The sequence below is a fragment of the Amycolatopsis heterodermiae genome, from assembly GCF_034929455.1.
GTDB lineage: Bacteria > Actinomycetota > Actinomycetes > Mycobacteriales > Pseudonocardiaceae > Amycolatopsis > Amycolatopsis heterodermiae.
In genome coordinates, this window is sequence record NZ_JAYFSI010000001.1 from 579,119 (window position 1) to 598,117 (window position 18,999).

General features: G+C 71.5%; 15 protein-coding genes. 5 read left to right on the forward strand and 10 right to left on the reverse strand.

Going from position 1 to position 18,999, the window contains the following annotated elements; all coding sequences use genetic code 11:
• Window positions 1–18 precede the first annotated feature (18 nt).
• The gene (locus tag VA596_RS02830) at window positions 19–786 is read right to left on the reverse strand and encodes a hypothetical protein (RefSeq protein ID WP_323323279.1); all 768 of its coding nucleotides are present in this window, start codon (window positions 784–786) and stop codon (window positions 19–21) included.
• The gene (locus VA596_RS02835) at window positions 783–1,358 is read right to left on the reverse strand and encodes a papain-like cysteine protease family protein (protein WP_323323281.1); all 576 of its coding nucleotides are present in this window, start codon (window positions 1,356–1,358) and stop codon (window positions 783–785) included. Before VA596_RS02835 ends, VA596_RS02830 begins: the two co-directional genes overlap by 4 nt.
• Window positions 1,359–1,605: 247 nt before the next feature.
• Between VA596_RS02835 and VA596_RS02840 the strand changes: the two genes are divergently transcribed.
• The 3 genes from VA596_RS02840 (at window position 1,606) to VA596_RS02850 (ending at window position 6,247) form a co-directional block, all read left to right on the forward strand.
• Entirely contained in the window at window positions 1,606–2,604 is a 999-nt protein-coding gene (locus VA596_RS02840) for a hypothetical protein (RefSeq protein ID WP_323323283.1), read from the forward strand.
• Between the two features lie 169 nt (window positions 2,605–2,773).
• A complete protein-coding gene (locus VA596_RS02845; RefSeq protein ID WP_323323285.1) occupies window positions 2,774–4,636 on the forward strand; it encodes a hypothetical protein in 1,863 nt (620 codons plus the stop codon).
• Between the two features lie 27 nt (window positions 4,637–4,663).
• A complete protein-coding gene (locus tag VA596_RS02850) occupies window positions 4,664–6,247 on the forward strand; it encodes an ABC transporter substrate-binding protein (protein WP_323323287.1) in 1,584 nt (527 codons plus the stop codon).
• A 12-nt stretch (window positions 6,248–6,259) separates the two neighbouring features.
• Here VA596_RS02850 and VA596_RS02855 read toward each other — a convergent pair whose 3' ends face one another.
• The 3 genes from VA596_RS02855 to ahcY all read right to left on the reverse strand — a co-directional run bounded on the left by VA596_RS02855 (window position 6,260) and on the right by ahcY (window position 8,572).
• Window positions 6,260–6,706 carry a type II toxin-antitoxin system VapC family toxin gene (locus VA596_RS02855; RefSeq protein WP_323323289.1) on the reverse strand — a complete coding sequence of 149 codons (447 nt, stop codon included), beginning with the start codon at window positions 6,704–6,706 and terminating at the stop codon, window positions 6,260–6,262.
• A complete protein-coding gene (locus tag VA596_RS02860; RefSeq protein ID WP_323323291.1) occupies window positions 6,703–6,990 on the reverse strand; it encodes a FitA-like ribbon-helix-helix domain-containing protein in 288 nt (95 codons plus the stop codon). The genes VA596_RS02855 and VA596_RS02860 overlap by 4 nt, the downstream gene beginning before the upstream one ends.
• A gap of 109 nt (window positions 6,991–7,099) precedes the next feature.
• Entirely contained in the window at window positions 7,100–8,572 is a 1,473-nt protein-coding gene (ahcY, locus tag VA596_RS02865; RefSeq protein WP_323323293.1) for an adenosylhomocysteinase, read from the reverse strand.
• Between the two features lie 91 nt (window positions 8,573–8,663).
• On the opposite strand from ahcY, the gene VA596_RS02870 reads away from it, so the two are divergent.
• Window positions 8,664–10,922 (forward strand): hypothetical protein, encoded by a 2,259-nt coding sequence (locus VA596_RS02870; RefSeq protein WP_323325617.1) that lies wholly within the window; start codon window positions 8,664–8,666, stop codon window positions 10,920–10,922.
• Window positions 10,923–10,988: 66 nt separating this feature from the next.
• On the opposite strand, the gene VA596_RS02875 is transcribed toward VA596_RS02870, so the two are convergent.
• The 5 genes from VA596_RS02875 to VA596_RS02895 all read right to left on the reverse strand — a co-directional run bounded on the left by VA596_RS02875 (window position 10,989) and on the right by VA596_RS02895 (window position 15,199).
• Window positions 10,989–11,687, reverse strand: a complete 699-nt coding sequence (locus tag VA596_RS02875; RefSeq protein ID WP_323323295.1) for an LPXTG cell wall anchor domain-containing protein — start codon at window positions 11,685–11,687, stop codon at window positions 10,989–10,991.
• A 268-nt stretch (window positions 11,688–11,955) separates the two neighbouring features.
• Window positions 11,956–13,482, reverse strand: a complete 1,527-nt coding sequence (locus tag VA596_RS02880; protein WP_323323297.1) for an amino acid permease — start codon at window positions 13,480–13,482, stop codon at window positions 11,956–11,958.
• Between the two features lie 95 nt (window positions 13,483–13,577).
• Window positions 13,578–14,495 carry a cation diffusion facilitator family transporter gene (locus tag VA596_RS02885; protein WP_323323299.1) on the reverse strand — a complete coding sequence of 306 codons (918 nt, stop codon included), beginning with the start codon at window positions 14,493–14,495 and terminating at the stop codon, window positions 13,578–13,580.
• A gap of 84 nt (window positions 14,496–14,579) precedes the next feature.
• A complete protein-coding gene (locus VA596_RS02890; protein WP_323323301.1) occupies window positions 14,580–14,897 on the reverse strand; it encodes a helix-turn-helix domain-containing protein in 318 nt (105 codons plus the stop codon).
• Window positions 14,894–15,199, reverse strand: a complete 306-nt coding sequence (locus tag VA596_RS02895; RefSeq protein ID WP_323323303.1) for a type II toxin-antitoxin system RelE/ParE family toxin — start codon at window positions 15,197–15,199, stop codon at window positions 14,894–14,896. The genes VA596_RS02890 and VA596_RS02895 overlap by 4 nt, the downstream gene beginning before the upstream one ends.
• A gap of 173 nt (window positions 15,200–15,372) precedes the next feature.
• Here VA596_RS02895 and VA596_RS02900 point away from each other — a divergent pair, with 173 nt between their 5' ends.
• On the forward strand, window positions 15,373–18,333 hold the full coding sequence (locus VA596_RS02900) for an AfsR/SARP family transcriptional regulator (protein WP_323323305.1): 2,961 nt from the start codon (window positions 15,373–15,375) through the stop codon (window positions 18,331–18,333).
• Window positions 18,334–18,999: the final 666 nt, after the last annotated feature.

Consider the following 18,999-nt stretch of genomic DNA (forward strand, 5'->3'; position numbering starts at 1 on the left):
CCGAGCCCGCCGGTACGTCTAGGCGGTCGTCCGCCGCAGGTGCAGCACGTAGTACCCCGCGCCGCTGACCAGCAGGACGCCGGCCAGGATCAGCAGCGGGATCCAGCCGGTGTCGTTGCTGGAGGGCGCCGGGCTGCCGTCGCCGCGGGGCATGACCGCCCCCGTCGCGCCGTAACCGCCGGCCTCGCCGTCGCGGTCGTAGGCCGAGCCGGGGAGCTTGTCGGCGTACTTCCCCTGGACCGTCCGCTGGTAGTCGGCGACGGTTACCGCGGCACCGCCGGCCAGCGGCGTGACGCGGCCGTCGCCGACCGCGTACCAGGCGTCGATCTGCGGCTCGTGGAGCAACTGGGCGCCGGCGGGCAGGTTGCGGGCGTACGCGGTCTCGACGTCACCCGAGGCGATGTTGCCGACCTGCCAGGCGCCGTCGTCACCGCGGACCGACCAGAGCGTCGCGGTCCGGCCGTCGGAGGCCTGGACGGGCACGGCGAAGTAGGAGAACTCGCCCGGTGCGGCGCCCGGCTTGCCGACGACGAAGTCCGCGGACAGGTCGTAGACCGGGTAGGCCTCCGGCGCGATCCGGACGGACACCGGCGCTGCCGAAGCGCCGGGCGCTTGGGCGAAGAACTTGACCAGCGTGTCCTGGAGCCCGGGCGCGGCGGCCGCGCTCCGGGCCGCCACGGCGTCGGCGCTGCTGATGCCGGCGGCCTGGGCCGCGCCTGACACCGGTGCCGTCATCAGCAGCGCCGCGCCGGTCAGCACGGCGAGCGCCAGCACTCGCCTGCTCATCGGGAGACCCCCGAGAGCGTGTGCGTCCAGGAGAAGGACGAGTTGTGCGTGTAGTAGCCGTAGGTCGACCAGTTGTAGCGCTTGGCCGGACCCGGGTCACCCCAGTAGACCCAGTCGCCGCGGGTGTCGTAGCCGTACAGGACGTGCGTGTGGCCGCCGCCCGAGCGGTAACCGACCCGCGTCTCGACCGGCCGGTTCGCCGCGGTCTGCGTCCGGATGGCGGCGTAGGTGATCCGGCTGTCGAAATAGCGGCCGGGCGAGGTGAAGCCGAGACGGGCGAAGGCGCGCTGCGGGTCGGCGAGCGTGCCCGGCAGGTCGGCGCAGTCGGCACCGGCCGCGTTGTGAGCAAGCTGACAGAAGCGCGTCTGGCTGACGGTGACGCCGTGGTAGGCCGCGATGGTGTTGCCCGAGGCCGCCCAGCACCACTGGTCACGCTGCTGGGCCTGCATCGAGATCGGGTTCCGGAAGCTCGACGGCGCACCGGACGCGGCTCCGGCAGCGGCCGGCGCGACCAGGCACAACATCAGGCTCACGGCCAGTACGGCGTGGACCCTGCTCGACTTCACCAGCACGGACGGCCTCCTGCTCGAACGTGGGCGAACCAGCGGTGGTCACAACGGTGAACAACCCGGTCACCCGGAGCAAGAACGCCATCTGGAGGAACGGACCGTTCCGGGGGACAGCCGGAACGCGGAACAGTCAGCATCACGTGGCCAACCACCCTGAACGGGGGTCGGCACGTCCCATCTACGCTGCTAACGTGAACGTTCCGCGGTGTTCACGCCCAGCGCACACACTGGTCGGGTGAAGGGACGAGCGGTGGTACAAGACGGGAACCTCCCACTGATCATCGATGGCGCCCGCGCGACGCGGGCATCGGTCGCCGAACTGCCGAAAGAGCTGACAGAGGCGCTGCGCACCGGCGAGTTCCACCACGCCTTGAGACTGGCGATCGCCTACCGCGGCCTCTCCCTCGCGCGGCTTCGCGCCCACTTGGCCCTGCGCGGCGTCCAAATCGGACAGTCGACGCTGAGTTACTGGCAGCGCGGGCTCCGGCAGCCCGAGGTCCCCAAGGCGCTCCCGGCGGTCCGGGCCCTGGAATCGGTCCTCCAGCTGCCCGCGGACGCCCTCGTGGTGCTCATCGGACCGCGACTGGTCCGCCGCGGGCACCAGCCGGCGGCGTCGTTCCACGACCTGCGTTCCGGTGACATGGGGTCGATCGTCGAGGACCTGCTCGCCGAGCTCGGCGCGTACCCGTCGTCGAACCACTACAACGCCGACCTCGAACTGCTGTCGGTGCACGACACGATCACGTTCGACGCCGAACACCGGCAGGTCAGCCTGCGCACCCGGCTGGTGACGCGAGCCCGGCGGCACGGCCCGGACCGCTACCTGACGGTCTACAACGGCGACCCGGGCTGCCGCATCGACGACGTCGAGCTGATCACCGACGAGGGCTGCCGGATCGGCCGGATGCGCCGCAACCCCGACGCGGACACGATGGCGACGGAGCTGCTGTTCGACCGCAAGCTCGCCGAGGGCGACATCCACGTGTTCTGCTACGAGGTCCGCGACGACTCCGGCTCGGCGTCCCCCGGGTACTACCGGATGCTGCGCGACCGCTGCGCGAGCTTCCTCGTGCAGCTCCGCTTCGACCGCAACGCGCTCCCGGCCCGCTGCACCCGCCAGGTCCGCGCCCGCGACGACGCCCTGCCGGTGGTGGCGGAGGAGCTGGCGTGCGACATGGGCGGCGTGAGCAGCGCCTTCTTCAACGACGCCGGACCCGGCCTGGCCGGGGTCGCGGTGGAGTGGAACTAACGGCGCAATGCCCGGGTAAATTGCCGGAGAATTGATTACACCGCGAATGCGCGCATCACTCTTATGGGTGAATCACGGGTTCATGCACACCAACTCCGGGACGGGTCCCGGGCGTGCCGTTTAAGGTTCTGCTTTCCAGTCGGGGGAGACTGGAAAGCAGGGAGAAACGGTGCCAGACAACCTCTCCACCACTCTCGACGCCCTGGCGGAAGCCCAGTTCGCCGACACCGGCCGTCGAGTCGCGCCGGTACTGGCGCTCGAAGGGACCGGCGGCTCCGGCCGTTCCACGGCGTTGCGGAAAGCGCTGGAAAAATGGCAGGAGAAAACGCCGACAGTACTGGTTCAGCCGCACGACAACGGCGAGGCCGCGGATTCCGCCGTGCGCGGTGTCCTCACCGAGGTGATGCTCGGCCTCACCCCCGGCATCCGCGGTTACGACGTCAAGTTCCCGCGCACGGTGATCGCGCAGATCGTCCTGAGCGAGGACTTCTCCGGGCTGACCGCGGCCGCGGCGCTGGGCCGGCTCAAGAACCTGCTGGACGAGTACAGCGAACCCGCCGAGGTGACGAAGTTCGTCGTCGGCCTGGCCGCCGCCGGTGTGGAGCTGGCCGCGCACCAGGTCGCCCCACCCGCCGCCGCGGTCACGTCCGCGATCGCGAAGCAGGTGACCACGGGAGTCCTGGCGGCCCTGCGCAAGCGGGCCTGGCAGCGGCAGATCGACTGGAACGGCCTCGTGGCCTGGTTCGGTCACCAGGACAAGGGCTTCCGGTACAACGCAAGCCAGATTCTCATCGACCTCAGCAACCGGGCCCGCAGCGACAGCGCGACCCTGCGTGAGGGCGTGACCGACCTGCTGGTCGCCGCCCTCCTCGCCGACCTGCGGCACAGCTGGGAGTCGGCGCGCGGCACCGCGCCGAACGTGCTGGTGCTCATCGACGACGCCGACCTGCCCGGTCCGTCCGCGTTCATCGGCTCGCTGATCCGCGTCCGGGCCGCGCTGGCCGCCACGCGCGCCGGCCTGCCGGACCCGGTGAACGTGGTCGTCGCCACCGCCGGCGTCCTGGCCGACGCGCTCACCGCGGCCACCGGCTGGACGGGCGGGGCCGACCCGGCCCGGCCGTGGGTGCGGGTGCCGGCCGCCGACCTCGACGTGGAGGAGGTCTGCCTGATGGCCCAGAGCTTCGACTGGGGTGGCGGCCGCCGCCACGGCCTGACCACCCACCACCTCACCCGCGGCCACCCGGAGGGAACCGGGATCGTCCTGCGCGAGCTCGTCGCCACGCCCGAGCTGGCCGACGACCTCGACGGCCTGCTGCGCCGCCGCGGGCCGGGCGGCGTCCCGATCGACCTCCGGCTGCTGGAACCGTTCGCCCGGGGACTGAGCGCACGCAAGGACGTCGACGAGACGCAGTTCGAAGCGCTCGTGACCCTCTCGGCCGCGCGTGACCGGCGGGAAGGGGAACGGCTGCTCCCCCTGTTGCCGCACCCGGTCGGCCTCGGCTCCCCCGTGTTCACGTCACCGACGTTGTGGTCACCGCCGGGAACCGGCAGCGGCCGGCTGCATCCACTGGCCCGCTACCTCGGCCTGCGGATCCTCGCCGCCCGCGACGACCCGGCGACCGGCTGGACCGCGGTGTTCCGGAAGCTGCGGGACCGGGCCGGGCCCGACGACCCGGCCGGCCGGCTGCACCACGAGCGGCTGCTGAGCGGCAAGGAGGTCGTCGCCAAGGAGCTGGCCGGCCTGCTGCGGGAGTGGCGCGCGGCCGACTGGCTGACACTGCTCGACGAGGTCACCGCCACCCCCGACCCCCGCGAACGGGACTTCGCGGAAGTCTGCGGCCCGAAACAGCCCGCGACTCCCGTGGACCACATCGTCGTGCTGCTCGGCGCGCTGCCCGCGCTCCACCACGACCCGTGCCTGACCTCGGTCCGGCAGCGGGAAACGCTGGAGCGGCTCGTCGCGCACAGCCTCGACCACCTGGCCGGGTACGGCGACGAACGGCCGCCGTTCCTCATGTGGCCCCGGCGCTGAACTCCCCACCTCCCGGAAGGACCTCCCTTGCCTGCGCGCTACCGCTGGGCAGTCGTGCCCCGTGCCGACCGCTTCCCCAAACTGTGGACCGACTGGCTGCGAGCCGGTCTCGTGGTCCTGCTCGTCGTCGCAACCACCGGCGTCGTCGTCTTCCGGCGGGACCTCGGCCGGCTGGCCACCTGCAACGACGGCTGGCCCGGCACCGCGGCCTGGTCGGCCGCCGGCGAGTGCGTCGGGTTGTCCGACGGTTCGTACGACTTCGGCCTCGACCGGTTCACCGCGGTGCTGCAGACCATCGGCCACCAGAACGACGCGGCGGCCGACAGCTGCGACCCGGACGGCACGCCGGTGACCGTCGGCGTGCTGACGACCATGACCGACCGCTACACCGGCGGCCGTGCGGTGCACGAGCTCGAAGGCATGGCGGCCGGGCAGCGCCACGCCAACGGCACCGGCTGCGTGCACCCGATGCGGCTGGTGGTCGCGAACATCGGCGCGTACGGCCCCGAAAGCGAAGGGCTGGAGGTCGCCCAGTCGCTCGCCGACCGGCCCGACGTCGTCGCGGTCGTCGGGATGGGCCTCAGCCAGGAGCAGGCGGCCCGGACGGCGGACCTGCTCGCCCAGGCGAAGATCCCGATGGTGTCCGACGTGATCACCGCGGAGGGTTTCGACCAGACCGGCTCGCGCGAGGACCAGCCGCAGTTCGAATCGTGCGACGCGGGCATCTCCTACCAGAACGGGATCGGGCGGGACTACTTCTACCGCGTCGCCTACCGCAACCGGGTGCAGGTCGACCGGCTCGCCACCGTCACCGCGCGGCCGGACTTCGTCATGGTGCCCACCGGCGGCTCCGACCCGTACACCTGCACCGCGCTGCCGATGGTGCAGCGCCGGTTCGGGGGCGACATCACCGAGGTGAAGTTCGACGCCGACGAGTCGACCACGGTGTTGCAGACGGCGAAGCGGATCTGTGGCACGGCCAAGGACGTCACCGTCGCCTACATCGCCCGCGGCAGCGACCTGGCCCGGCTCCTGTTCAGCCTGGACGAGGCGTTCGGCAGCGGCCAGTGCGCGGCGACGTCGGTGACCGTGGCGAGCACGTCGGACGGCCAGCGCCTCCGCGCGGTCGAGGACAACCCGATGCTGGAGGACCTGCGCGTGCGCGCCCTGCGGTCGGCGAGCTTCACCAGCGGCCGGGTGCGCCTGCTCACGACGCTCGTCGCGGGCGCCGACAAGCAGCGCGCGGACAACCCGGGCTACGCCGACCTGGAGGACTCGTTCACCGGCGCCGGGTTCGACCTGGCCCACATCGACGACGGCTGGGCGGTCAACGCCTACGACTCGATGGTCACGGTGTCGGAAGCCCTGCGCACCCTCTCGGCCGCGAAACCGGTGCAGCGCAGCCAGGTGAACACGGCGATCAGCGGGTTTTCCGCGGCGGGCCAGGCGGTCCGCGGTGCGGGCGGCATGATCACGTTCGACAACAGCGGCAACCGCGCCGACTCCGGCCCGCCGGTGGTCCGGGTGTGCCCGCTGCCCCCGGCGGCCGGAACCCGCCCGCCCCGCACGACGAGCGTCCCGGCCGACGCGGGAAAGCCGGCGACCTGCTGACCGGGCCGCCCGTCACAGCACCTCGAACCCGTTGGCCTTGGCCGCTTCCGCCTGGCGGTCGTCCCTGGTCACGAAAGTGACTGGGGCGCCGCCCGTCAGGTCCGCGGTGTCGTGCATCGCGACCGCGATGTGGATCGCGTCGAGGGTGCGAAGCGGGTAGTTCCCGATGACGAGCCGCCGGGCCGCCGGGATCACGCTCTTCGCGTCGAACGGGATGAGCGCCAGAACACCCCGCGGCGAGGCGAGGTGGTCGAAGTGCGCGAGCACCGGAGCCGGGTCGGGGATGCGCCCGGTCCGCCTCGCGGCCGTAAGCGCGCCGGCGAACTCGATCCGGGTGAGGTCGCTGCTGAGCACGATCTCATCCCCTTCGAGCAGCAGCTCCCGGAGCTTGCCGTGCCCCGGTTCGTCGTGCAGGTACGCCGTGACGAGGGCGCTGGTGTCGGCGTAGTACGCGATCACCGCTCACCCCGCGTCCAGTCGAGCCCCTCGCTGACCGCGGTGCCCCAGCCCCGGGACAGCTCCTCGATCTCGTCGAGGGTCGGGACGCCTTCGGGCGGCTCGACGTGCGCGATCCTGCCGTCGACGATCAGGCGCTGTTTCCAGTCGGCATGGCTCTCGACCTGCGCCACCACATCCCGCAGGGCCTCGGTGACCAGGTCGTTCATGCTGCGCCCCTCGGCCTCGGCTCTCGCCTTCAGTCGGGCGTGCAGCTCGTCGTCGATCCGGGTGATCAGTTGCTTCACCCCACCATGATAGTACTTCACCCATTCGTGCTATCACTGTTCGGGCCGTGAAACAGAAAGGCCGCCCCGAACACGTCCGGGGCGGCCTGACCTGCGAAAAAGCGGAAACTCAGTAGCGGTAGTGGTCCGCCTTGAACGGGCCTTCGACGTCGACGTCGATGTACTCGGCCTGCTCCTTGGTGAGCTTGGTCAGCTCGCCACCCAGCGCGTCGAGGTGGATCTTGGCGACCTTCTCGTCGAGCTTCTTCGGGAGGCGGAAGACCTCGTTGTCGTACTCCTCGTGCTTGGTGAACAGCTCGACCTGCGCGATCACCTGGTTGGAGAAGCTGTTCGACATCACGAACGACGGGTGGCCGGTCGCGTTGCCCAGGTTCAGCAGGCGGCCCTCGGACAGCACGATGATCGTGTTGCCGTTCGGGAAGATCCACTCGTCGACCTGGGGCTTGATGTTGATGCGCTTGATGCCCGGGTAGCGCTGCAGGCCGGCCATGTCGAGCTCGTTGTCGAAGTGGCCGATGTTGCCCAGGATCGCCTGGTGCTTCATCTTCGCCATGTCCTCGACCAGCACGACGTCCTTGTTGCCGGTCGTCGTGATCACGATGTCGGCCTCGGGCAGCGCGTTCTTCAGCGTGCGGACCTGGTAGCCGTCCATCGCCGCCTGCAGCGCGCAGATCGGGTCGATCTCGGTGACGATCACGCGGGCGCCCTGGCCGCGCAGCGACTCCGCCGCGCCCTTGCCGACGTCGCCGTAGCCGCAGACGACCGCGACCTTGCCGCCGATGAGGACGTCGGTGCCGCGGTTGATGCCGTCGATCAGGGAGTGGCGGATGCCGTAGCGGTTGTCGAACTTCGACTTCGTCACCGCGTCGTTGACGTTGATCGCCGGGAACAGCAGCTCACCGGCCGCGGCCAGCTGGTACAGCCGCAGCACGCCGGTGGTGGTCTCCTCGGTGACGCCGCGGATGCCCTCGCCGATCTTCGTCCACTTGCCGGTGTCCGAAGCGACCGAAGCGCGCAGCAGCTCGAGGAAGACGCGGAACTCGTCCGAGGTGTTCTCGTCCGGGGTCGGCACGACGCCCGACTTCTCGAACTCGGTGCCCTTGTGGACCAGCATGGTGGCGTCGCCGCCGTCGTCGAGGATCATGTTGGGACCCTCGCCGTCCCAGGTGAGCATCCGCTCGGTGCACCACCAGTACTCCTCGAGCGACTCGCCCTTCCACGCGAAGACCGGGACGCCCTTGGGCTCCTCGGTGCTCCCGTGCGGGCCGACGACGACCGCGGCCGCCGCGTGGTCCTGCGTCGAGAAGATGTTGCAGGACGCCCAGCGCACCTCCGCACCCAGCGAGACGAGCGTCTCGATGAGCACGGCCGTCTGGACGGTCATGTGCAGGGAACCGGAGACCCGGGCCCCGCGCAGGGGGTAGACCTCCGCGTATTCGCGCCGCAGGGCCATCAGTCCCGGCATCTCGTGCTCGGCGAGGCGGATCTCCTTGCGGCCGAACTCGGCGGCCTCGAGGTCGGCGACGGCGAACTCGATGCCGTTGCGGGTCTCGTGCCGCTTGGCAACGCTTTCGGGGGTCATAGTGGCGATTCCTCCAAGGCTCGATGACTTCCGAACACTACCGTTGTCCGCTCGACCTTCCCTAGAAGCGCAGGAGGCCCTCACCGTGCCCATGCCCGGCCCGGACACCCGCGTCGTCGAAATCCGCGTCGCCGGGCTGGTCGGCACCAGCGGCGAGACGCTGCTCGACGCCGTCGCGACCGTCGACGTCGCCGGCGACGGGCTGGGTCGCGTGATCCGCCCGGCCGACCGGCTGCGGCGGCCGGCGCCGGGTCCGGTGCTGCCGGCGCTGGGCCGGTCGATCCCGCGGACCCTCGAAGGCTACCTCTGGCACGGCATGACGTCCGGGGGTGCCGCGAAGGCCACCTGGGCGCTGCTGTTCCCGTTCTCGCTGGCCAACGTCGCGTTCTGGATGCTGCCGCCGGTACCGCCGGGCCGCCGCCTCCCCCGGGTCCTCGGCGCGGTGTGCCGCGGCCTGCTGCGCGTCGCGGCCCTGCTGCTGACCATGCTGCTGATGGGGCAGCTCGCGGCGATCGCGCTCGACCTGTTCGCCGCGCAGTGCCTCGCGCCCGGCTCGGGCTGCCTCCCGTCGATCCCCGACGGCCTCCGCACGGTCCCCGCCCGCGTCACGGTCGGCGTGCTCCCGTTGCTGCTGGTGATCTTCGTGCTGCACCGGATCTCCTCGGCGAGCTGGGCGGTGCACGCCGAGAGCGACCGGGTCGAAGGCCCGCTGCGGATGCGCACCGGTTCCGGGACGCCGTCCCTGCGCGGCCTGCACACCGTCGCCGCGCTCGCGTCGGTCGCGTTGCTGCTGCTCGGCGGGCCGTTCCGGGTGCCGGGGACCGTCTTCGACCTCGTCGTCTGGATCGCCACGCTGGCGCTGGTGCTCGCGGCGATCGTCGCCGCGGCCATCGGCACGGACGCCGGCCGGATCGCCCGCCGCGGCCTGATCGGGTTCGCCGCGCTGCTGGTCGTCGTGGCCGCGGTGCGGCTGCGCCCCGGCCCGGGCCGGCTGCCGGGCACCAACGGCGTCGTCGAAGGGCTCGGCGCGTCTCTGGTCGCGGTCACCGTGCTGTTCGCGGTGTTCCTGGCCCCGGCCGCGCTGCTGGCCCGGCCCGGCTGGAAGCACAAGCCGCGGCGGCTGCGGCCGTGGGCGGGCGGCTGGGCGGCCGCGCCGGTGCTCGCGCTCGCCGGGCTGCTCGGCGGCGGGTTCGGCGCCGGCCTGGCCGAAGCCGTCCGACGTCTTTCCGGCGCCGACCACCTGCAGGTACCCGACACGTACCTGCTGGTCACGGTGTTGTGGGGCGCCGGGCTGGCGCTGGCCGCGGTGCTGTCCCTGCTGGGCTTCGCGGTCGCCGTCCCGATCCGGCGGCTGCGCCGGGGCGTCCCGGCGATCGTCGGGCTGATGGAGCACGACGAGCAGCAGGAGGCCCAGGCCGCGGCGGCGTGGGCTCGCTCGGCGTGGGAACGGCGGCACCTGCACCACCTCGCCCTCACGGTCGCGTCGGCGATGTCGGCGGGCGGCGCGGCGCTGCTGGTGCTGCGGTTCGGGTTCGGGCTGGCCCCGGGCTGGTTCGGGCCGCTGTCCGCGATCGGCGTCTTCGCGCTCGGCGCGCTGGCCGCCGGGCTGCTGCGGGTGGTCTACACTGCCGCGCGCACCCCCCAGCGCAGCCGGCACCTCGGCGCGCTCGCCGACCTCGTCTGCTTCTGGCCGCGGGCGGCGCACCCGACCGTGCCGCCGTGCTACGCGCTGAAGGTCGTCCCCGAGCTGGCCGCGCGGGTGCGCGAGCACCTCGCCGAGCCGGGGACGCGGGTGGTGCTGTCGGGCTACAGCCTCGGCAGCCTGCTGACGGTCATGGCCGCCGCGCGGCTGTCGGCCGAGCTGCCGAAGGCGGACCTCGAGCGCGTCGGCGTGCTGACCGCCGGGTCACCCCTGCAGTGGGGCTACCAGCGGGCGTTCCCCGCGCTGCTGCCCCAGGAGTCGCTGGAGCAGCTCTTCGAAAGCCTCGACGGCCGGTGGCGGGCCCTGTGCCGGGGCACGGACATCTTCGGCGGCGGCGTGACGACGTGGCGGCACGAGGTCTCCGACCGGCAGCTCTACGGCGTCGGGTTCCTGCCCGAAGGCGGCTGCGGCCCGCTGAAGGCGAAGGCCGACGAAAACGGCGTCCTGATCCTGGGCGGCGACCACTGGCTGCCGGACCCGCTGCGCGGCCCGACCGGCCGGCACCGCTGGGCGCCGGGGGTGCTCCGGCACCAGGACTACGTCGTCGACGCGGAGTGGGACCACGCCGTCGCGATGGCGGCCGGGCTGGGCAAGCCGTCCGGCGGTGAACAGGGCCTGCTCTTCGGGGACTTCCCGGGAAAAGCGTGAGGGGCACCTTCATGGACTTGACGTCCTTGAAGGTGCCCCTCACGAGCACTTCGAGCTAGCTCAGCTTCACTCGGAAGCCTTGCGGCGGAACTTCAGCAGCGCGAGCAGGCCGCCACCGCCGACCAGCAGCAGCGCGGCGATCCACACCAGCCACATGTTGTCGAAACCGGTGTTGGCCAGGCCACCGCCGGTGCCCGACTCGTTGCCCGCCGGCACCGGGGCCGCGGACGTGGTGTCGGTCGGCTTCACGGTCGCCGAAGACGGGGCCGAGGTGGTCTCGGTCGGCTTCGAGGTCTCGCTCGGCTTGGTCGTCGGCGCGGTCTCGGTCGGCTTGGTGCTCTTGGTGCCGCAGATGTACCAGTCGTCGATCTTCGGCTGCTTGTGCCCGAACGTCAGGGTCGCCTGCAGGTCCTTCCACGGCGCGGTCTCGGACAGCTTCGGGCCGTTCTGGCCGCTCTTGCCCGGGACGTACTCGTTGAAGCCGTCGTCGCCACCGATGACGATGATGCGCTTCACCGTCACGCCGTCGTGGACCTTGTTGATCGTCAGGGTCTTTTCACCCACGCCGCCGGTGAAGTCGACGAGGTTGTCCTTCGGGGTGATCTTGACCTGGTTGTCGGCGCACTTGCTGTGGTTGCGGTCCGGGACCGGGTTCGAGCGGTGGTCGTCGCTGTAGCAGGCCAGCGCGGAACCGGCGGTACCGATGAGGGCGGCGGTCGTGAGGGCGATGATCGCGGCCGAGCCGCGAAGGGTACGACTACGCATTCAAAACTCCTGTGCCAGGCGGGGGGACACCTTGAAATCTGTGATCGCGGCACCACTGAGCGTGCGAATCGCACTGCTGTAATTCACCCGTCAGTGGCACACGAAGGATCGAAAGGTATCGCACGTCACTCAGCCCGCTACACCGGGTCCCCTTTTGGGCACGATCGGCAAGATCCTCTCGCGGTGCCCGTTCCGCGAAGCTTGAAAAAAGCCCCGCCGACCTGCGGAAAGCAGATCGGCGGGGCTTACACGATCGAGTGGGTGACGCTCACTCCTTGGGCGAATTGACCGTATCCTCCAGTTCGCCCGACTGGCGCTTGCCGAGCAGCGAGTGCCGGCGGCTGTAGGCGAAGTAGATGACCACGCCGATGACCATCCACACGATGAACCGCAGCCAGGTCAGCACGGTCAGGTTCAGCATCAGCCAGAGGCAGGCCAGGATGGCCAGGATCGGGATGAGCGGCACCAGCGGCACCTTGAACGCGCGGGGCAGGTCGGGCCGCGTCTTGCGCAACACCAGGACGCCCGCCGAGACCAGCACGAACGCGAAGAGCGTGCCGACGTTGACCATCTCTTCGAGCTTGTCGGCCGGGAAGAACGTCGCCGCGAGGGCGACCAGGCCGCCGACGATGATCGTGGCGCGCTTGGGCGTGCCGTGCTCGCCGGTCTTGGCCAGGCCGCGCGGCATCAGGCCGTCGCGGGACATGGCGTAGATGATCCGGACCTGGCCGAGCATCAGCACCATGACGACGGTGGTCAGGCCGGCCAGCGCGCCGAAGGAGATGAGGTTGGCCGCCCAGTCGACGCCGTTGGCGGAGAACGCCGTGGCGAGCGTCTTGTGGCTGCCGTCGCCCGCCGAGGTGGCCAGGTCCTTGTAGGACGTCATGCCGACGACCACGAGCGAGACCGCGACGTACAGCACGGTGACGATGATCAGCGAGCCGAAGATGCCGCGCGGCACGGACTTCTGCGGGTTCTTCGTCTCCTCGGCGGTGGTCGCCACGATGTCGAACCCGATGAACGCGAAGAACACCAGCGAGGCACCGGCCAGCAGCCCGAAGACGCCGTACGAGCTGCTCGCGCCGCCCGCGATCAGCGAGAAGAGCGACTGGTCGACCCCGGTCTCACCGGCGCCGCCGGTCGAGCCCGGCGGGACGTACGGCGAGTAGTTGGCGCCCTTGATGTAGAAGATGCCGAGGATGATCACGAACAGCACCACGGCGACCTTGATGCCGGTGATCACCATCGAAACCCGCGACGAAAGCTTGGTGCCGACGGCCAGCAGCGTCGTCAGGATCGCCACGACGACCAGCGCGCCCCAGTCGACCGTGACGCTGCCGATGTCGAAAGTCGTCTTGGCCCCCTTGCCGAACAGGTAGCCCAGCACGGTTTCCAGGTACACCGACCAGCCCTTGGACACGGCGGCGGCGCCGACGGCGAGCTCGAGGATCAGGTCCCAGCCGATGATCCACGCCATGAACTCGCCGAAGGTGGCGTAGGAGAACGTGTACGCGCTGCCCGCAACCGGCACGGTCGAGGCGAACTCGGCGTAGCACAGCGCCGCCAGCGCGCACGCGATCGCGGCGAACACGAACGCGAGCGAGACCGACGGGCCGGCGTAGTCACCGGCCGCGCGCGCGGTGAGCGTGAAGATGCCCGCGCCGATGACGACCGCGACGCCGAAGACCGTGAGGTCCCAGGCGCTCAGATTGCGCCGGAGCTTGGTATCCGGCTCGTCGGTGTCCGAAATGGACTGCTCGATGGATTTAGTGCGCCACAATCCCGTTCCGGGCACCGTTGACCTCCTGCGGCTGGCTGGCCTGCACGTATCGCAGTAGGTCACCCTAACGGGTCAGGGACTGGTCGGCTTGCCAGAAATGTGACGGCCGGTCATCGGGCGAGGCTGCGGTCCAGGTCCGGCTCGAGGTAGATGAGCTTCGCGACGGGCACCTTCGAGCGGACGCGCGCCTCGGCGTCGTCGATGGCCGTCGCCACCTGCGCGGTGTCGAGGCCCGGCACCAGCGCCAGCTTCGCCGCGACGAGCAGCTCGTCCGGGCCGAGGTACTGGGTGCGGATGTGGATGACGCGCTCGACCTTGTCCGCGGCCAGCTCGTCGACGATCGTCGCGAGGACGCCCGGGTTGGCCCCTTCGCCGATGAGCAGGCTCTTCATCTCGACGATCAGGATGATCGCGATGACGCCGAGCAGCAGGCCGATGCCGAGGGTGCCGACGCCGTCCCAGACCGGGTCGCCGGTGACCACCGACAGCCCGACGCCGAGCAGCGCGAGCACGAGACCGAGCAGCGCGCCGGCGTCCTCCAGCAGGACGACCGGGAGCTCCGGCTCCTTGGCCTGGCGGATGAAGCCCCACCAGCTGACGTCACCCTTGATCTTCTTCGATTCGCCGACGGCGGTGTAGAAGCTGTAGCCCTCCAGGCCCACCGCGACGAGCAGGATGACCACGGCGACGATCGGCGAATCCAGCGGCTCCGGCTCGCCGATCTTGTGGATGCCTTCGTAGATCGCGAAGGCGGAGCCGAGGGTGAACAGCAGCAGCGCGACGATGAAGGAGTAGAAGTAGCGGTCGCGGCCGTAGCCGAACGGGTGGTCCTGGTCCGCCTCGCGCTTCGACGTCTTCTGGCCGAGCAGCAGCAGGCCCTGGTTCGTGGTGTCGGCCAGCGAGTGCACCGACTCCGCCAGCATCGACGACGACCCGGTCACGAGGAAGCCGACGAACTTCGCGGCCGCGATCCCGGCGTTGGCTCCGAGCGCGGCGATGATCGCCTTGGTTCCGCCTCCAGCTGACACGACCGCTCCCCGGGTAGGTCCTGAATGTCCGGGTGGAGCGTAATAGGCCGGGTCGCGGCGCGTCGCCACCGGCCGGAAATTCGATCAGGCGATGGCGGCGATGTCGCCGTCTTCGAAGTAGATCGACTGGTGGAGCCGACCCCCCAGGGCCTGGGCGTACCTGGCCAGCACCTCGAGGCCGGAGAGCTTGCCCTGCTCGATCTGCGAGACCCGGCCTTTCGTGACGCCCATGCGCTCGGCCAGCTGCAGCTGGGTCAGGCCGCGGCTGCGGCGGATCTCGGCGAGGCGATGCCCTTGCACTGTGGCGAGCAGTTCCTGCTTGCCCGCCTCGACCGCTTCCTCACCACCGGCGCGCTCGACGTGTGTCGCGCGCACGTCCTTCCAACGCGTGTACCCCGTCACTTCCGGCCCTCCTCAGCCTGGCGTTCCTGCAAGTACCGGGCATATCGGTCCTCGGCCCGCGGAATCGCTTCCCGGTACCAGGCGTTCCATTGCCCTGCCTTGTCCCCGGCGACGAGCAGCACACTCGACCCCCACGGGTCGAAGACGAACAGGATCCGCACGGTACCCGGCCTCAGCTCCTTGAGGTTCTGGATCCTGGACCCGACGATCGTGTCGACCAGCGGCCGGGACCGCCCTCTGCGAGAGCGTCGATCGCCTGCACCACGCGGGCATGCGTCGTGTCGTCGAGTTGCACGATCCATTCGAGAACTTCGTCGACAACGTAGATTTCCCAGCCCTGACCCGCCACCGAACGAGTATAGCTATCACTATACTTCCTCGATCGGGCGAACGCCAGTTCCGGATCTTCGCGCCCGTTTCTGTCGGTGCCCTCCGCTACCGTGGCCCTCCCTGCTCGCCGGTCTGGGAAGGTGACATGGCGCACTTCGCCGTGCTCGGGACGCTCGCGGTCGAAAGCCCGCCGGGGCGGTTCGCCGTGCTGCGCGGGGCACGGCAGCGCACCCTGCTGGCCGTGCTGCTGCTGAACGCCAACCAGCACGTCCACGTCGACGTGCTGGTCGAAGCGCTGTGGCCGGACGTGCCGCCGAAGTCGTACGCCTCGAACCTGCACACCTACCTCTCGCGGCTGCGCGAGCGGATCGACGGCCTGCGCGTCGAGCACGGGCCGCTCGGCTACCGGCTGCGGGCCGAGCCGGACGAGCTGGACCTGCTCGTCTTCCGGGCGGCCGCGGCCGAAGGGCGGCGGGCCGGGGACGCCGTCGCCGCGTCGCGGCACTACCGGCGGGCGCTCGCGCAGTGGCGGGGGCCGGTGCTGGCCGGGCTGCACGTGCCGCGGCTCGACGCGGACGTCGCGCGGCTGGAGTCCGAGCGGCTCGCCGTCTTCGAGGACTGCGTCGACGCCGAGCTCACCGCCGGGCGGCACGGGGAGCTGATCGGCGAGCTGCGGGCGATGGTCACCTCGCACCCGCTGCGCGAACGGCCGGCCGCGCAGCTGATGGTCGCCCTGCACCGGGCCGGGCGGCAGGGTGACTCGCTCGAGGTCTACCGGCGGCTGCGGACCACGCTGATCGACGAGCTCGGCGTCGAACCGGGCGCCGAGGCCCGCCGGGTGCACGCGGCCGTTCTGCGCGGCGAGGACCCGGTGCCGCGGCTGCCCGCCGCACCCGCGCCGGTCTGGCCGGTGTGCCAGCTGCCGCCGGACACCGCGGACTTCACCGGCCGCGACGCCGAACTCGCCGAGCTCACCGAGGTGCTGGGCAGCGGCTCCGGCGTCCCGGTCGCGGTGCTCAGCGGCGAGCCGGGCGCGGGCAAGAGCACCGTGGCCGTGCGCGCCGCCCACCGGCTGCGGGCGCGGTTCCCGGACGGTCAGCTGTACGTCCCGTCCGGCCCGCGCGACCTCGGTGACGTCCTGGCCGACCTGCTGCGCGCGCTCGGCGTCACCGGCCCGGCCATCCCGGACGACGTCCACGCCCGCGCGGCCGTGTTCCGCGGCCGGCTCACCGACCGCCGGGTGCTGGTGGTGCTCGACGACGCCACCGACCCGGAGCACGTCCGGACCCTGCTGCCGGGCACCCCGGGCTGCGCCGTCCTGGTCACGAGCCGGCGCCGGCTCAGCGGCCTCGCGGGCGCGCACCGGCTGGCGCTCGGGCCGCTGCCGGACGCGGACGCGACGCGCCTGCTGACCCGGCTCGCGGGCGACCGCGTGGCGCGCGAGCCCGCCGACGCCGCGCGCATCGTCGCGGCGTGCGACCACCTGCCGCTGGCGCTGCGGATCGCGGGCAGCCGCTTGGCCATCCGCCCGCACCTGCGGCTCGCCGAGCTGGCGGACAGGCTGGAGGACGAGGTCCGCCGGCTCGACGAGCTGACCGTGAGCGACCTGGGCGTCCGCGGCAGCATCGCGCTCAGCTACGACGGCCTGCGCCCCCTCACCCGCCGCGCGTTCCGGCTGATCGGCCGCTGCCACAACCTCGACCTGCCGGCCTGGGCCGTCACCGCGCTGATCGACGATCCGGGCGCCGACGAAGCCGTCGAAGAGCTGGTCGAGGCCAGCCTGCTGGAGTCCGGCGGTCCCGACGAGACCGGCGAAGGCCGCTACCGCCTGCACGACCTCGTCCGTCTCTACGCGACGGAGCTGGAAGCGCCCGAAGGCGGCGGCCTGCGCACGGTGCTGGCCGCGACCCTGGCGCTGGCCGACACCGCGGCGGCGCGGCTGCCGCGCACGGTGCCGATGCCCGCGCTAGCCCGGGAAGCACCCGCGCAGCCGTTGCCGGCTGAGCTCGTCGAGCGGCTGCTGGCCCGGCCGGAGCGGTGGTTCGCCGCCGAGCGCGCGAACCTGCTCCTGCTCGTCGGCACGCTGTGCGAGCTGGGCCGCCGGCACGACGCGCTGCTGCTGCTCGACCGGCTCAGCGGCCACCTGTACCTGCAGGGGCACTACGCGGACATGCGCGCGGGGTACGAAACGGTGCTGGCGGCCGCGGGCGAAGACCGGCCGCTGGCGGCGGTCGCCGAGGCCAACCTGACGTTGTTGCGGCACGCCCGCGGCCAGTACGAGGAAGCCGCCGTCCGCTACCGCGAATGCGCGAAGGAGCTGGAGTCCTGCGGTGATCGTCGGACGCACGCGTGGGTTTCGGCCAACCTGGCGCACTGCCTGATCGGGCTCGGCCGCGCGGAAGAGGCGCTGCAGACCGCCGCGGACGCGCGCGAACTGTTCACTGTGGACGGTGACGTGGCGGAGCCGGTCTGGGTCCGGGCGGCGGAGTCGGCCGCCCTGCACCGGCTGGGCCGGGTCGGCGACGCCCTGGCCGTCGACGAGGAAACCGTTGCACTGGCCCGGAAATCCGGTGAACCGCGCCAGCTGGGAATCGCACTGCACGGCGTCGCGTGGTCGCTGCTGCTCGGTGCGCGGGCCACCGAAGCCGCGTCGGCGGCCACCGAATCGGTGGCGCTGCTGCGGACGACCCCGGCACGTTCGGCACTGGCGAAGTCCCTGCGAACCCTGGGCGCGATCGAGGCGTTCCGAGGCCGGCGGCGGGAGGCGGTCGAGGCGTTCGGCCAGGCCCGCGACCTCGCGCAGGAGCTGGACGAGCGGCCCCGCGAGCTGTCGTGCACCCGCGCCATCGCGGCGAGCTGGATCGGCGAAGGCCGCGCGGCGCAGGCAATCCCGGTACTGCGCGCGTGCCTGGACGAGTTCCGCGAGATGGGCGGCCGCCCCGCGACGAGCCTCACGTCCCTGGTCCTGCAGCAGGCACACGAAGCCGTCGGCGACAAGGCCGCAGCGGCCGAAGCGGCGGCGGAGACAGCGGAACTAACCGACCCACGCGACGCCAGCGCAGCCGCCCTCCGCCGAGCCCTGCTAACCCTCACCGAGCCGGCCTGAGTAATCGAGGGTGATGTCACCCCGGCCAACGCACCAACTCAGCACGACGGCCGAGCCTCGCCGCTCCTCACCAGCCAGCCTGAAACTGGTGACGTTCACCCCGGCCGACGCTCACCAAGCCAGCCCGACGGCCGACCTCACCAAACCCGGCTGAAACGGGGCGCCGCCCCAGCCGACGCATCAACCCGACCCGACGAAACCGCACCGCTCCGGTCCTCACCGAGGCCGCCTAAACGAGGTGGCGCCGCCCCGACCGGCGCTCATCAAGCCAGCCCGACGAAACCGGGCGTTTCCAGCCCTCACCGAGCCCGCCTGACACGAGGTGATGCCGCCCCGACCGACCCTCACCAACCGACCCGACGAAACCGCACCTCTCCGGCCCTCACCTAGCCGAACTGAACCGGGCGATGCCGCCCCGACCCATACCCAGCCCGACAAGACCGTCCCTCACCAACCGGTCCCAGGAAACCGGGGTGGTGTCGCCCCCTCGCGACACCACCCCAAGCCCCCCGAGCCCCCACCCCCGAGCCCATGGACGCCGGGCGTGGAACGACCGGCGCCACCCCCAGCAGGCCGGCGGCGCGCACCAGCGCACCAGGGTCACCCCTTGGTGAGGATCGTGGCGGAAGCCGCCACACGGAACGCACACAGAATCAGGCGCGCACG

Excerpts from the sequence above, each read along its gene's own strand:
- VA596_RS02830 (WP_323323279.1), bottom strand. The coding sequence starts at position 786 with ATGAGCAGGCGAGTGCTGGCGCTCGCCGTGCTGACCGGCGCGGCGCTG.
- ahcY (WP_323323293.1), bottom strand. The coding sequence starts at position 8,572 with ATGACCCCCGAAAGCGTTGCCAAGCGGCACGAGACCCGCAACGGCATC.
- VA596_RS02870 (WP_323325617.1), top strand. The coding sequence starts at position 8,664 with ATGCCCGGCCCGGACACCCGCGTCGTCGAAATCCGCGTCGCCGGGCTG.
- VA596_RS02875 (WP_323323295.1), bottom strand. The coding sequence starts at position 11,687 with ATGCGTAGTCGTACCCTTCGCGGCTCGGCCGCGATCATCGCCCTCACG.
- VA596_RS02895 (WP_323323303.1), bottom strand. The coding sequence starts at position 15,199 with ATGGATCGTGCAACTCGACGACACGACGCATGCCCGCGTGGTGCAGGC.
- VA596_RS02900 (WP_323323305.1), top strand. The coding sequence starts at position 15,373 with ATGGCGCACTTCGCCGTGCTCGGGACGCTCGCGGTCGAAAGCCCGCCG.